12 protein-coding genes are annotated in these 14570 nt (G+C 40.6%); 10 read left to right on the top strand and 2 right to left on the bottom strand.

The features are described 5' to 3' along the window. Position 1 precedes the first annotated feature (1 nt). From FMM05_RS17725 to FMM05_RS17700, 6 genes are all read left to right on the top strand, one after another. A complete protein-coding gene (locus tag FMM05_RS17725) occupies positions 2–2929 on the top strand; it encodes a SusC/RagA family TonB-linked outer membrane protein (RefSeq protein ID WP_143374761.1) in 2928 nt (975 codons plus the stop codon). Between the two features lie 10 nt (positions 2930–2939). Continuing rightward, positions 2940–4538, top strand: a complete 1599-nt coding sequence (locus FMM05_RS17720; protein WP_143374760.1) for a RagB/SusD family nutrient uptake outer membrane protein — start codon at positions 2940–2942, stop codon at positions 4536–4538. A 25-nt stretch (positions 4539–4563) separates the two neighbouring features. Continuing rightward, the gene (locus tag FMM05_RS17715) at positions 4564–5664 is read left to right on the top strand and encodes a SusE domain-containing protein (RefSeq protein ID WP_143374759.1); all 1101 of its coding nucleotides are present in this window, start codon (positions 4564–4566) and stop codon (positions 5662–5664) included. Positions 5665–5722: 58 nt separating this feature from the next. Continuing rightward, complete coding sequence (locus tag FMM05_RS17710) at positions 5723–8542, top strand: alpha-amylase family glycosyl hydrolase (RefSeq protein WP_143374758.1); 2820 nt, start codon at positions 5723–5725, stop codon at positions 8540–8542. Positions 8543–8676: 134 nt separating this feature from the next. Next, positions 8677–9159 (top strand): hypothetical protein, encoded by a 483-nt coding sequence (locus tag FMM05_RS17705; RefSeq protein WP_143374757.1) that lies wholly within the window; start codon positions 8677–8679, stop codon positions 9157–9159. A 106-nt stretch (positions 9160–9265) separates the two neighbouring features. Further along, a complete protein-coding gene (locus tag FMM05_RS17700) occupies positions 9266–9724 on the top strand; it encodes a hypothetical protein (RefSeq protein ID WP_143374756.1) in 459 nt (152 codons plus the stop codon). Positions 9725–9822: 98 nt separating this feature from the next. Here FMM05_RS17700 and FMM05_RS17695 read toward each other — a convergent pair whose 3' ends face one another. Together FMM05_RS17695 and FMM05_RS17690 are read right to left on the bottom strand one after the other, a co-directional pair. Beyond that, positions 9823–10608, bottom strand: a complete 786-nt coding sequence (locus tag FMM05_RS17695; RefSeq protein ID WP_143374755.1) for an alpha/beta hydrolase — start codon at positions 10606–10608, stop codon at positions 9823–9825. 152 nt (positions 10609–10760) lie between these two features. After that, the gene (locus FMM05_RS17690; protein WP_143374754.1) at positions 10761–11171 is read right to left on the bottom strand and encodes a hypothetical protein; all 411 of its coding nucleotides are present in this window, start codon (positions 11169–11171) and stop codon (positions 10761–10763) included. Positions 11172–11446: 275 nt separating this feature from the next. Between FMM05_RS17690 and rplM the strand changes: the two genes are divergently transcribed. The 4 genes from rplM to tsf all read left to right on the top strand — a co-directional run bounded on the left by rplM (position 11447) and on the right by tsf (position 14220). Next, positions 11447–11902 carry a 50S ribosomal protein L13 gene (rplM, locus tag FMM05_RS17685; protein WP_143374753.1) on the top strand — a complete coding sequence of 152 codons (456 nt, stop codon included), beginning with the start codon at positions 11447–11449 and terminating at the stop codon, positions 11900–11902. 1 nt (position 11903) lies between these two features. Further along, positions 11904–12290 carry a 30S ribosomal protein S9 gene (rpsI, locus tag FMM05_RS17680; protein WP_143374752.1) on the top strand — a complete coding sequence of 129 codons (387 nt, stop codon included), beginning with the start codon at positions 11904–11906 and terminating at the stop codon, positions 12288–12290. 191 nt (positions 12291–12481) lie between these two features. After that, positions 12482–13294, top strand: a complete 813-nt coding sequence (rpsB, locus tag FMM05_RS17675) for a 30S ribosomal protein S2 (protein WP_143374751.1) — start codon at positions 12482–12484, stop codon at positions 13292–13294. Between the two features lie 101 nt (positions 13295–13395). Further along, positions 13396–14220 carry a translation elongation factor Ts gene (gene tsf, locus FMM05_RS17670; RefSeq protein ID WP_143374750.1) on the top strand — a complete coding sequence of 275 codons (825 nt, stop codon included), beginning with the start codon at positions 13396–13398 and terminating at the stop codon, positions 14218–14220. The last annotated feature ends 350 nt before the right edge of the window (positions 14221–14570 follow it).

Here is a 14570-nt window from a genome sequence, read left to right as displayed (position 1 = left end):
TATGAAAACTATGTATCAAAAGTTACTACTTTTATTACTTATGCTTCCCATAAGTGTGCTGGCACAAAGCACATTAACGGGAACTGTTCGTGATAATACAACCGGGCAGCCCGTACCCGGGGTCAGCGTCTTAGTGCAGGGCACACAAAACAGCACTGCTACTGACATTGACGGTAATTATACTTTGGGCAACCTAAAGAGCGGAGACGTTCTTGTGTTTTCCTTTATTGGTTTTGCCGAGCAGGTAATAGAGTACACCGGCCAAGCAACGCAAAACGTAACAATGCAGGAAGATGCAACACAATTACAGGAAGTTGTGGTAATTGGGTACGGTACCGTTAAGAAAAAAGACGCAACCGGATCTGTAACCACAGTTTCTCAAAAAGATTTTAATAAAGGTGCTAACGTTACTGCAGAAAACCTGCTTAACGGCCGTGTAGCCGGTGTAACAATTAACACCAGTGGCGCACCTGGCTCAGGTTCAGAAATAAGAATAAGGGGGGGCTCATCTTTATTTGCCTCAAACGACCCGCTTATTGTTATAGACGGCTTACCTATTGTTAATGAAGGAGGTATTGGTGCCACATCGGTACTATCAAGCATTAACCCTAACGACATTGAGTCGTTTACTGTGCTTAAAGACGCTTCTGCTACAGCCATTTATGGTTCAAGAGCATCTAATGGTGTAATTATCATCACTACTAAAAAGGGAGCAAAAGACCTAAAAGTTAGCTATAACTTTACGTATGGTTCCGGTAAAATTACCGATAAGATAGATGTATTCAGCGCAAGCGAATTCAGGGAAATTATAGCCGCTAACCGCCCGGCCGCAGATCTTGCCCTTCTTGGCGATTATGATACGGACTGGCAGGACAAAATTTACCAAAGAACAGATTACGTAGATAATAATGTATCTCTTAATGGTAACCTGTTTGACAAAATTCCTTCACGCCTATCTATTGGTAACACTTACCAAGAGGGTGCAAGGCTAACTAATAAATTTAACAGGAGTACGGTATCGTTAAGTTTAAATCCTTCATTTTTAGATGACCATTTAAAATTCAGGGTGAGCGCTAACTACTCTAACGAAAAAAACCGCTTTGCAGATGGTGTTGAGTATCAGGCAATACACTTTAACCCTACCCAACCGGTTTATGATGTTGATTCTCCTTACGGCGGTTTCTTTGAATACTACAACCCAAGCAACGGCCAAACCTTGTTAGGCACCAGGAACCCAGTTGCCCAGCTAAGGCAGGTTCAGGATAATGGTTTAAACAACCGTTTGTACGGTAATATTGAGACAGAATACCGTTTTCATTTTTTACCAGAACTAAAAGCTGTTGTAAACCTTGGCTATGACAGGTCTAACGGTAACAGGACGCGCTTAGTACCAACTGATGCCGCTTCAGGCCCAAGCAATAACAGTACACCTTACGGTAACAATGAGTACAGCAGGCGTAAGCTTGACAATAAGCTAATTGATACCTATTTAAACTATAACAAAACCTTTGGTAAATTTAATGTAGATGCTACAGCAGGCTACTCATACCAAAAATTTGAAAGGGAAAGTTTTTATACCGGTAATATTTTAAACCCGCAGTTGGGAAGCAACTTCCCTGAAACTGATCTTGACCCGGATGTGGTATTGGTAGGTTTCTTTGGAAGGACTAATTTTTCATTTAATGACAAATACCTTCTTACCTTCTCTTACAGAAGGGACGGATCATCTCGTTTTGCTAAAGAAAACCGTTGGGGTAATTTCCCGGCAGCAGCATTTGCATGGAAACTTGGCGATGACCTGTTTAAGGACTCTAAAATAGTGAGCGACTTTAAACTGCGACTTGGTTACGGTATTACGGGCCAGCAGGCTATCCCGGAAGCTAACCTTTACCTGGAGCAGGTACAGTTAGGCGATGGTAACAGCCAGTACATGTTTGGAGGCTCTCAGTACCCTGTAGCAGTACCGCGTAAATACAACCCTTTTCTTAAATGGGAAGAAACTACTACCTACAACGCAGGTATAGATTACGGCTTGTTTAATAACAGGATTACAGGTGCTGTAGATGTTTTTTATAAAAAGAGTGAAGATCTTCTTGTAGATGCTCCGGTAGCCGATGGTGGCAACCTTTCTAATTACATATACCAAAACATTGGCAGCTTTACAACTAAAGGTGTAGAGGTTAGCATAATATCTGATGTTGTTAAGACCGAAAACTTTACCTGGAATGTAAACTTCAACTTTACTAAATACGAGAGAAGGATTGATAAACTTGCCTACGGGCAGGACATTTACCTTGGCGGAACAGGATCTGGTACAGGTGGTAACGTACAGGTATTTAGAGAAGACTATACCCCTTATTCATTTTACCTTTACAAACAACTTTATGATACCAGCGGAGCTCCGATTGAAGGCGCTTATGCCGACCTTAATGGCGACGGTATTATAAACGATAAAGACCGATACATCTACAAAAACCCAGACCCGGATGCAACCTTTGGTTTCGCTTCTACTATCAACTGGGGCAATCTTGATTTCTCATTCAACATGAGGGCAAGCATTGGCAACAGGATATACAATGCGGTTAATGCAGGTAATGCTAACTTATCGCTTTTAAAGGCTGATTCAGTTTTAGCTAACGTTCCTGCATCCGTAACCTCTACTAATTTCGTAAATACCGGTGATGTAGTGTTTTCTGATATTTATATCGAGAACGGATCATTTTTAAGAATGGATAACATCACACTGGGCTATACCTTTAAAAAATGGCTTGAGGGCAAAGCATCTGTTAGGTTCTTTGGTGGTGTTCAAAATGCATTTATTATTACTAAATATTCGGGCTTAGATCCTGAAATTACTAACAATGGCCGTGACCAGACTATTTATCCAAGGACAAGGCAGGTATTATTTGGTGCTAACATAAATTTCTAAAAAAATGAAAATGAAAAGAATAAAAATAAGCTTGTTATGTTTGTTTGGGCTCTATGCCTTTAGCGCCTGTACAAGTGATCTGGACGTCACTCCGGAAGACGACGATACTTTAACAACCGAGGCTTTTTACGCACAGCCCGGGGCTTATAAACAAGCGTTGGCGGGTGTGTATGGTAATTTATCTATTACCGGTACAGGTGGTTCGGGCAGCTCATTACTACAGGGTGTAGATGCCGGTACCAGCAATTATGGCCGTTGTATATTTTACATGGAAACCCTTACCACAGATGAAGCTCTTTGGAGTTATGAGAACGATGCCGGTTTAAGAGAGCTGCAACGTAATATATGGACAGCCGATAACCCGGTTATATTAGGTATGTACAGCCGCCTTATGCTTGAGGTAGCGCTTGTTAATGAATATCTTAGGCAAACTACTCCTGAGAAATTGAGTGGTCGCGGTGTTACCGATGCTACAGAACTTGCAGATATTGAACTTTATCGTAATGAAGCACGAGTTTTAAGGGCATTGGTATACTACAACATGATAGACATTTTTGGTAAAGGTACTTTTGTTACCGAGAATGATCCTATAAATGTTCGTGGTCCGCAGTATAGCGCACAACAGCTATATGACTTTGTAGAAAGCGAACTTACTACTGTTTTGCCAAGCCTCAAGGCGGCACGAAGCAATGAGTATGGCCGTGTAGACCAAGGTGTAGCAAACATGATACTTGCTAAGCTATACCTTAATGCTAACGTATTTATTGGTACGCCTAAATATGCTGAGTGTGCTGCAAAATGTACAGAGATAATTGGTTCGGGCTATACACTTAACACCAACTACCTTAACAACTTTACGGCAGACAACCAGATATCTTCAGAGATGATCTTTACATTGCAGTCAGATGGTAATGTAACCCAAAACTATGGCGCCACCACCACTATGATTAATGGCCAGGTAGGTTCTATAGAGCAAAACGGCGAAAATTTTGGTGTTAGTGCAGCTGCATGGAGCGGTGCTATAAGGATAAGAAGGCAATTTGCTGAGAAATTTGCAGGCAATGAGTTTACTAACGACGTTAGGAATACTGTAATTAGCGGTGACAGAGCAATTGACATTACTGATATTGCCGACAGGGACCAGGGATATATTGTTGGTAAGTACTCTAACATATCTTCTACAGGTGTAGTTGGCCCTAATACAACATTTGTTGATACTGATTTCCCATTATTTCGTCTTGCCGACGTTTACCTTATGTATGCAGAATGTGCTGTGAGAAATGCCGCAGGTACCACAACCGCACAGGCTGTTACTTATGTAAATGCCTTGAGGATGCGTGCACGTGGGGGATCTGTAAACGGAAACATAAGCGCATCGGAGCTTACGCCTGATTTTATCTTAGATGAACGCGCGAGGGAATTATACTGGGAAGGCCACAGAAGGCAGGATCTTGTTCGTTTTGGCAGGTATGCTGGCGGAAGCTATAACTGGGCATGGAAAGGCAATGGCTCTAACGGAGTTGCTTTACCTAACTATTTTAACCTGTTCCCAATACCTACATCTGCATTAAATACAAACCCTAATTTAACTCAAAACACCGGTTACTAAAATTTAACTACAAATTTAATTAGCAATGAAAAATATATTTAAATGTTTTATGGCAGCCATCATTATAAGTGGGTTTGCCTCGTGTGAAGAAGAACAGGACCTTATTTATGTAACGCCTGCGGCTTCGTTCCAGATTTTAACCCCACAAGCGGGTGAAGGCGTTATATTAACTGCCGAGACGGCAAACAACCCTGGCCTTGTTATTAGCTGGGAAGATATGGATTATGGCACAGATACAGCCATTAATTACACAGTACAGGTGGCAGCAAACGGCAGCGACTTTTCTGCACCTGTAAGCCTTGCTTCTACCGGAAGCACTTATGCAACAATTACGGCTTCTGCCCTTAACACTGCTGCACTAGGCTTAGGCCTTGAGCCGGGTGTAGAAGGTGCAATAGATGTAAGGGTTATGTCTACCGTAGGTACACAAGATGGTCAGGCAGCCTATTCTAACACTATTACTTACCTTGTTACTCCTTACCAAAGCGCAGTAGCTTTACAGGATTTCTTCCTTGTAGGCGACGCTACCGATGCAGGCTGGGAAAACAACAATAACAATGTACCGTTGTTTAGAGACCCTGAAGAAACTAATATGTATTATTACACAGGCTATTTTAATGCAGGTGCATTTAAATTCTTAGCTGCTAAAGGCGAATGGCATCCACAGTATGGTGCTGCTTCAGATGGCGTGCTTGGCGCAAGCGGTGCAGACGGAAGTAATGAGCCGGGAACTATAAACGTTGCAACTGCCGGTTACTATACATTTACAGTTGATACTGATGCTATGACATATACTTTTACTGCTTACGAAGCTGGTGCAGGAGCTACAACTTATCCTTCAATGGGTTACATAGGCTCTGGAACACCGGGCGGATGGGATGCTGATACTGATATGACGGTAAGCGCAATTAACCCTCACCTATGGCATGCAACAGGAGCAGCCCTTGTAGATGGCGAAATGAAGTTTAGGGAAGGTGATGCCTGGACTAACAGCTGGGGCGATACTACGCCTATAAGCGGACAGGGCCAAAATGCAAATGATGGCAACATACCGGTAACAACAGGAACATATGACATTTGGTTTAACGACCTTGACGGAAGATATATCCTTATCCCGGTAAACTAAATAAAACTTTTAAATGGGCTATGCAAAAACGCATAGCCCATTTTATAATTACATTAAAATGAAAAAATTTACACTACTACTATTTTTGCTGGTTGGCCTTGTAAGCCAGGCGCAGGTAACAACAGTTCCTTCGCCTCCTGTAGCCACAGGCCCGGTTACTATAAACTTTGATAAAGCCGGCACACCCATGGCCGCATACACAGGCACTATTTACGCCCATATAGGCCTAACGGTAGATGGCCAGCAATGGCAATATGTACAGGGCGAGTGGAATAATAACACCAATCAGCCTGCTTTAACACCGGTATCGGGTACTACATATAAGTTAGATCTTACTCCAAACCTTTACACTTATTTTGGTGTACCCACAACAAGTACAATTACACAAATATGTGTAGTATTTAGGGCTGCAACAGGTTCGCCGCAATCGGCAGATACGTTTATAAACGTAGGCAGCTTTCAGCTAAATCTTACTGCACCGGCAGAGAACAGCACTACAGTAGTAAGTTCAGGTGCTAACTTTACCATCTCTGCAACAAACACAGGTGGCAATGCAAGCTATAACCTAAAAGCTAATGGTACGAGCATCAACACCAACCCTTCAACATCAAGTTATAGCTATACGCACAGTAACCTTACTGCAAACCAAAGTTATGAGCTTGTAGTAACACAGGGCACAAATGTAATTACTAAAGATTTTAATGTTATTGTAAACCCTAATACTGTTACCGCTGCCCTGCCTGCAGGAGTGCGCGATGGTATTAACTACAGTACCGATGCTACAAAAGCTACTCTTGTGCTTAATGCGCCGGGCAAAGACTTTGTATACGTGGCAGGTAGCTTTAACAACTGGCAGCCATCATCGGCGTATGCCATGAAAAAAGATGCCGCTACAGGCAAATTCTGGATAGAGCTTACCGGCCTTACAAGCGGTGCAGTTAACACATTTCAGTACTGGGTGGTAGACCAAACGCCGGTTGCCAATTCTCCTGTTTTGGTTAAAACCGCCGACCCGTTCTCTACATTAGTACTGTCTCCGTACGATGACCCCTACATAACCACTTACCCTAATATGCCGGTATACCCGGAAGGACAGCAGTTTGAAGTATCGGTACTACAAACCGGGCAGATACCATACGATTGGCAGGTAACTGATTTTGTTCGCCCTGCTAAAGAAGACCTTATTATCTATGAACTATTGGTTCGTGATTTTGACAATGCTAAAACATGGGAAGGACTTGTAGATAAGATCGATTATTTTAAAGGCATGCGCATCAATACCATTGAGCTTATGCCGGTTATGGAGTTTGAAGGCAATATTTCATGGGGTTATAACACAGCATACCACATGGCTCTTGATAAAGCCTATGGTACTGCCGATAGCATGAAAGCGTTTATTGACCTGTGCCACGAAAATGGCATTGCTGTAATATTAGACCTTGCCCTTAACCACGTTTACGGCCGTTCTCCCCTTGCGCGCATGTGGGTTAACGACCCTGATGGCGATGGCTTTGGCATTACTACTGCAGAAAACCCATACTGTAACGTAGAGGCGAAACACGCTTACAGCGTGGGTACCGACCTTAACCACCAGTCACCGCTTACCCAGTACTATTCTGAAAGGACAATGGAGCACTGGATGACCGAATTTAATATTGATGGTTTCCGTTGGGACCTTACTAAAGGCTTCACGCAAAACTGTAGCCCCGATCCTACAAGCTGTACTGAAGCATACCAGGCTGACAGGGTAGCGATATTAAAACAATACGCTGATTATCAATGGGATTTAGACCCTGATTTTTATGTGATCTTTGAACATTTAGGTTCCGGGGGTACTGCCCCAAACACATCGGGTGCTGAAGAAGTTGAATGGGCTAACTACCGTGCCGATGAAGGTAAAGGCATTATGCTGTGGAGCAATCTTAACTATCATTACAACCAGTTAAGTATGGGTTACGCCGATAACAGCAGCATTGCCAACGTAGATTTTGAAAACAAAGGCTTCTCTAAGCCACGTGCGGTAGGCTATGCTGAAAGCCATGACGAGGAAAGGCTTATGTATAAAAACGGCCTTTATGGTGCCATTAACGGTAACTATAGCGTTAAAAACTTAGCTACTGCATTAGAGCGCCAAAAAGCTATAGGTGCCATGCTGTTTACGGTTCCAGGCCCTAAAATGATGTGGCAGTTTGGCGAACTTGGTTACGATTTTGGTATTAACTATTGCGAAAACGGCACTTATAATAATGATTGCCGTACTAATCCTAAACCAATCCCGGAAGCCATAGGCTATACTACAGATCTTGCAAGGGTAGCAATACGCAATACATGGTCTAAGATCATTAATCTTAGGCTAAACAACCCTGTATTCCAAACTACTACATTCACGGTAACATCGGGCACGCTAACCCCTCGTATAGATGTTTGGAATGATGCCTTAGGTGCTGATGCGCTTAATAAAGTTATTGTTATAGCAAACTTTAATACAAGTGCACAAACCATTACAACCGGCTTTACAGGCACTACCGACTGGTATAACCTAATGGATGAAACTTCTATAAGTGCTACTACGGCAACTGTTACACTACAGCCGGGCGAATACAGGATATTTGGTAACAAACAGGCTATACTGGGCAACGGGGAGTTTACCACAGCAAAAGCAGTGGTATATCCTAACCCCGCCAGCAACCAGTTTAACATTAGCATAGCTGCCCAAAAGGTAGACGTTTATGCCATAACAGGCCAGTTGGTTAAAACCTTTGGTGCATCAACATCTGGCAACAGCTATGATGTTAGCGGGCTTACCCCGGGTATTTACCTTGTTAAGGTAACCCAGGAAGATAACCGCCAAAGTACTATCAAATTAATTAAGGAATAATCTCGAGTTAGTTAATATGTTAAGTTTTTTAAACGGCTCCCGGCAACGGGGGCCGTTTGTTATTTATATCTTAAACGTTTGGCATAAGCCGTGGGCAAATACTACATTTAATGTTATTCTACGATTATTAAACCATGAAAAAGATATTTTTAGTCCTTGTAGCAGCTTCCCTTTTTGTAATGTGTAAAAGCTCTAAAAGCAGTGCATCTAAGGCTGATAGTCCTAAAGAAGTGGCCGAGGTGCGCCACAGGGACGATTTTAGGAGTGCAAAAGCATCCGAGAAAAAGGCTGTGCTGAGCGAGCTTAAAGCTTCGGAAGCAACCTATTCGGTTCTAATATTTACCCAAAATTTTAAAGGTGAGAAAGTAACAGCATCAAATGCTAAGAAGCAATTGTATAGTGGCTATGTAATCAGCGACCCCAAAACTGGCATTGCAGATAAAATTCGCATAGATAATAGTGTAGACACTAAAGTATATGACGATGCCACAAAAAGAGAATTGATCATTGAAGCTAAGGAGGCTAAAAAAGCAAAATTTATCTACCTAATGAAAAACCCGGGTGGCGATACCCCTTTTATAGTTACCTACAGTAACACCCTGCGTCCTTTAAAATAGCATTAACTGTTATAAATATCATAAAGCTTGTTATAGGTATCATAAAGCACTCGTTAAACAAATTTTGTTGTAGTAAATTTAATATCAACATCTTAATTATTGAATTATGAAACAGATATTACTTTTTGCTGCCGCATTACTATTGGTAATGTGCAAAAGTGCAAGCTTAGATGAGAGTGTTGCCCAGGTGCATCACAGGGACGATTTTGAAGGCTTAAATCCTGACCAAACAACTAAAGTGCTTAAAGAACTTGAGGCTACTGATGATAAATACTCAGTATTAGTATTCACACAAAATTATAAAGGCGAGAAAGTTATAGCCACCACGGCAGGTAAACGAATGTATACTAATTACATAAAGTCAAACAAAAAAACAGGTGTCGCCGCTAAGGCACGTATAGAGAACACTGCTAATACCCGCGTGTATGACAACCTTACCAAAAAAGAAATTGTTATAGACAGTGAAGAAGCTAAAAAACACAAGTTTATTTACCTTAAAAAGAACCTTGAAGGCGACACCCCTTATACCATAACCTATAGTAATACGCTAAAGCCGCTTAAATAGGATTCTTCAATATATCATATAAAAAACGGGGTATCCTTAATTTTGGATAACCCGTTTTATAATTAGAGTGAAGTTCAAAACTTCATTACTAATATGGTTTATTTAGCTTTGTTAGCCCCTAAAGATGCCGCTACAATAACATCGGCTACTTCCTTAGGATGTGTTATGTATACAATATGGCTGGCTTTAACCTCTTTTACTACAGATCCTGCCCTTTTGGTCATGTTGTGTTGCAGCTCTGGGGTAATGCTTTTATCCTGTGTTGCAAGAACGGCCCATGATGGTTTGTTTTTCCATGAAGTTTGTGTTACAGGGGTAATAAATGCCTTAAGGGCAATTGGCGCTTGCGAAGCATACATAAAATCAGACTCTGCTTTACTAACACCGCCTGCAAAACCGGCATGAAATTTCTCTTTGCTGAAGTATAACAAACCATTAGCATCTGGAGGCAATATACCATTTTCGGGAGCAGGAGTAACGGTTTTAGCAAGGTCTAAGGACGATTCTCCTGCTTGTGGCTGTAAAGCAGCAACATAAACAAGACCGGCAACTTTAGGGTCGGTGCCAGCCTCTGTAATTACGGTGCCACCCCATGAGTGGCCTACCAGTATTGCAGGACCATCCTGTTTTGCCAATGCACGGTTTACAGTTGCCACGTCATCTTCTAACGATGTTAGCGGATTTTGTACAATTGTAACATTATAACCTTTAGCTGCAAGTATGTCGTGTACTCCCCTCCAACCGGAGCCATCAGCAAAAGCACCATGTACAATTATAATGTTTTTAACCGGAGCTGTTACTGCCTTAGCAGTTTTTGATGCCGACTGGCTGTACCCAAATGTTACACTTAACAGGGCAAACGTAGATAGAAATAAATTTTTCATGATTCTAAGTATTTAATTATTAATATGATGATGTATAATTACAGTACAAACGTACGGCGGTTAAATACATAAATCAAATTAATAAAATTTTAGCATCATAAATAAAAAGTATAATCATAAACATCGAAGCGATAAGCAAAGAAAGAAAACCTTTAATTGGCTACAAAAGTACTATCAAGATGTCGTTGATATTCTTCTGCGGTAATAGTAATTACAGTGTCTCTTTTAATAATTTTAACGGCATCAGTATCCCGCTCCTTATAAATAGAATCTCCTACATCCGTATTATCCCAAATAAGCTCACTAACATATTCCTTCTTTTGTTTAACAATAAGGTAAGGAGACTTTCGACCAGTATAATCTAAAGCTTTAACGGTTATTTTTCCAACAATTTTGTATTCTTTAAAATTTTCAACAGCGTTTTGTTTTATCCATCTGTCACTACTTACCACAAGTACAAAGCAAAAACAACAAACCCCTATTAAAGTCAAAAGGATAGACTTTATTTCCGGACGCTCAAAAAAGTCCTCTTCTTCATTATTGTCTAAAAAATTAATAGGCATACTTATCGTTTTAAACAAACTTACTGAAGTTTCATATTATACGTTCACAATAATTGTAGTAATCCCTTTTGATAAGAAAAAGTTTGGCCTATTGAGGCACATAAGTCAATGACCCCCTCGATAAATCGCCAAAAAGAAGCTATCTTTGCATCCTTCAAAAAGTTAAAAATTATTCGCTTAAGAATAATTTTTCTACATATTTGAATTTCTAATAAATAATTGTACTTTTGCATCCCCTTTATTGGGGACGGAATGTTTAATTAAAATTATTTATTGTGAACACATTAAGCTACAAAACAGTTTCAGCAAACAAAGAAACTGCTCGTAAAGAGTGGATTGTTGTTGATGCTGAAGGTCATAATTTGGGCCGTTTTGCTTCTAAAGTTGCGATGCTTTTAAGAGGTAAATACAAAACAAATTATACCCCGCACGTTGACTGTGGCGATAACGTAGTTGTTATCAATGCAGAGAAAATCAACCTAACAGGTAACAAACTGGATGACAAAACGTACATCCGCCACACAGGTTACCCTGGAGGACAGCGCACTCTAACTGCTAAAGTTGTAAAGGCTAAAAACCCTGCAATCTTAGTAGAGAAAGCTGTAAAAGGAATGCTTCCTAAAAACAAATTAGGCGCAGAGCTATTCCGCAATTTAAATGTATATGTAGGACCTGAGCACAAACATGCTGCACAGACGCCTAAAACCGTTAACTTAAACGACCTAAAGTAAGATGGCAACCATTCACAAAATTGGTAGGAGAAAAACTGCCGTTGCCCGTATTTACCTGTCTGAAGGCTCAGGAAAAATCACGGTTAACAAAAAAGAATTAGAAGTTTACTTCCCAACAGCTACTCTACAGTACAAAGTAAAACAAGCGCTTAGCATGACTAACAATGTTGAAAACTTTGATGTAAAAGTAAATGTTTACGGAGGTGGTATCACTGGCCAGGCAGAAGCTGTGAGAATGGCTATCGCCCGCGCTATGTGCGAAGTAGATGCTGAAAACAGAAGCATCCTTAAACCAGAAGGCCTGTTAACAAGGGATCCTCGTATGGTAGAACGTAAGAAATTCGGCCAGAAGAAAGCCCGTAAGAGATTCCAGTTCTCTAAACGTTAATATCCAGAATGCCCTGATGCTGCTCGCGGATGTCATCCGGAGTGCGCTTAAGGAAATTAAAAATTTAAAAAACCTAGTTGTTGTTGCCCCGCTGAGGCGTGGGGTTAGTTTAGCATCTAAATACTCAGGGCCAGCCACTGTGCGCCACCTGAATATTGCGCTTACTCAACAGAACGTAAACTATTACAAAAATGGCAAATAAAGTAGAAGTTAAAGACTTACTGGAAGCTGGTGTTCATTTTGGACACATGACCAGAAAATGGGACCCAAACATGGCCCCTTACATCTATATGGAGCGTAATGGTATTCACATTATCAATCTATATAAAACTGCAGCTAAAATAGAAGAGGCTAACGAAGCCCTTAAAAAAATCGCTGCATCAGGCAGAAAAATCCTTTTTGTTGCTACTAAAAAGCAGGCAAAAGATATCGTAGCTGAAAAAGCTGCTGCTGCTAACATGCCATACATTACCGAAAGGTGGCCTGGTGGTATGCTTACTAACTTTGTTACTATCCGTAAAGCTGTTAAAAAAATGGCTTCTATTGATAAAATGAAGAAAGACGGTACATTTATGACACTTTCTAAGAAAGAGCGTCTTCAGGTAGATCGTTTACGTGCTAAGCTTGAAAAAAACCTTGGCTCTATTGCTGATATGACAAGGCTTCCTGCCGCGTTGTTCGTAGTAGATATTAAGGCAGAACACATCGCAGTAAAAGAAGCTCAAAAATTAAACATTCCGGTTTTCGCAATGGTAGATACCAACTCTGATCCACGTCAGGTTGATTATGTTATCCCTGCAAATGATGATGCTTCTAAATCAATAGACAAAATTTTATCTTTAGTTACCGGTGCCGTTATTGATGGCCTTTCTGACAGGAAATCTGATAAAGATGACTTTCAGGACCAACCAGCTGGTGAAGAAACTGCTGTAGAAGCTGCTCCGGCTCCCGTAGCTGCTGAAGCTCCTGCAACAGAAGCTCCAACTGCTTCTACTGAAGAATAAGATAACATTACAATAAAGCCGTTGTGCCGGGTGATGTTTACTTTTGTGGCATTATCTACATAACGGCTTTACCTTTTTTATAACTATAAACATATTTTAAAATGGCAAATATTACTGCTGCAGACGTAAATAAACTAAGAACCATTACCGGTGCCGGTATGATGGACTGCAAAAAAGCGCTTGTTGAAGCTGACGGAGATTTTGACAAAGCTATTGAAAACCTTAGAAAAAAAGGTCAAAAAGTTGCTGCTAACAGGGCAGACCGCGAATCTAGCGAAGGTGCGGTACTTGCTGTTGTTAATGCAGACAAAACCGAAGGTGTTGTTATATCTGTTAACTGTGAGACTGACTTTGTTGCTAAAAACGAATCTTACGTTAAACTTGCTACAGACATTGCTAACCTTGCCCTTAACTTTAAAACTAAAGAAGAGCTTTTAGCTGCTGATTATAACGGTATTACTGTTGAAGAGAAGCTTATTGAGCAAACCGGTGTTATAGGTGAAAAAATCGAGATTGGTGCTTTTGAAAGACTTGAAGGTGCTTTTGTTGGTTCTTACATCCACGCTGGTAACAGGATCGCTACTCTTGTAAGCCTTTCTGCTAACGTAGAAGGTGCTGAAGAAGCTGCACGTAACGTTGCTATGCAAGCTGCTGCTATGGCGCCACTTGCACTTAACGAAGAAGGTGTTGATGCTGCTACAGTTGAGAAAGAAATAGAGATCGCTAAAGATTTACTTCGTCAGGAAGGTAAGCCGGAGGCTATGCTTGATAATATTGCTAAAGGTAAACTTGGCCGTTTCTTTAAAGACAACACCCTTGTAAACCAAGACTATATAAAAGACAGTAAACTTAGCGTAAGCGAGTACATTAAATCGGTTGACGCTGGTTTAACGGTTACTGGCTTTAAAAGGGTTGCTCTTGCTTAATTAGCAAACCATTTTTTACAATATAAAAACCCGCTCTCAAAAGCGGGTTTTTTCGTTTATAACATCAAGGTAATTCCTTACAATTTATATTCTAAAAGTGCTTAATATTTCACTTTTTGATTTTGAAATAGCCTTTTTTAGCCAAAAAATCAGGCATAAATATGCAAAAAAACGCTAATATTTCACTTTTGGATATTGAATTTAGATTGAAGATTGAAGATTGAAAGATTTAAGATTTAAGATTTAAAAATTCGCTGCCAAAATTTAGATTTCAGATTCAGTTTGGAATTTGAGATTTGTTTCTTGGAATTTGTTTCTTGGAATTTGAAAATTGTGATTTGGAATTTCAA

The sequence above is a fragment of the Flavobacterium zepuense genome (genome assembly GCF_007097145.1).
GTDB lineage: Bacteria > Bacteroidota > Bacteroidia > Flavobacteriales > Flavobacteriaceae > Flavobacterium > Flavobacterium zepuense.
This window is presented reverse-complemented; position numbering and strand designations above follow the sequence as displayed.

Excerpts from the sequence above, each read along its gene's own strand:
- FMM05_RS17725 (WP_143374761.1), top strand. The coding sequence starts at position 2 with ATGAAAACTATGTATCAAAAGTTACTACTTTTATTACTTATGCTTCCC.
- FMM05_RS17720 (WP_143374760.1), top strand. The coding sequence starts at position 2,940 with ATGAAAAGAATAAAAATAAGCTTGTTATGTTTGTTTGGGCTCTATGCC.
- FMM05_RS17715 (WP_143374759.1), top strand. The coding sequence starts at position 4,564 with ATGAAAAATATATTTAAATGTTTTATGGCAGCCATCATTATAAGTGGG.
- FMM05_RS17710 (WP_143374758.1), top strand. The coding sequence starts at position 5,723 with ATGAAAAAATTTACACTACTACTATTTTTGCTGGTTGGCCTTGTAAGC.
- FMM05_RS17705 (WP_143374757.1), top strand. The coding sequence starts at position 8,677 with ATGAAAAAGATATTTTTAGTCCTTGTAGCAGCTTCCCTTTTTGTAATG.
- FMM05_RS17700 (WP_143374756.1), top strand. The coding sequence starts at position 9,266 with ATGAAACAGATATTACTTTTTGCTGCCGCATTACTATTGGTAATGTGC.
- FMM05_RS17695 (WP_143374755.1), bottom strand. The coding sequence starts at position 10,608 with ATGAAAAATTTATTTCTATCTACGTTTGCCCTGTTAAGTGTAACATTT.
- FMM05_RS17690 (WP_143374754.1), bottom strand. The coding sequence starts at position 11,171 with ATGCCTATTAATTTTTTAGACAATAATGAAGAAGAGGACTTTTTTGAG.
- rpsI (WP_143374752.1), top strand. The coding sequence starts at position 11,904 with ATGGCAACCATTCACAAAATTGGTAGGAGAAAAACTGCCGTTGCCCGT.
- rpsB (WP_143374751.1), top strand. The coding sequence starts at position 12,482 with ATGGCAAATAAAGTAGAAGTTAAAGACTTACTGGAAGCTGGTGTTCAT.
- tsf (WP_143374750.1), top strand. The coding sequence starts at position 13,396 with ATGGCAAATATTACTGCTGCAGACGTAAATAAACTAAGAACCATTACC.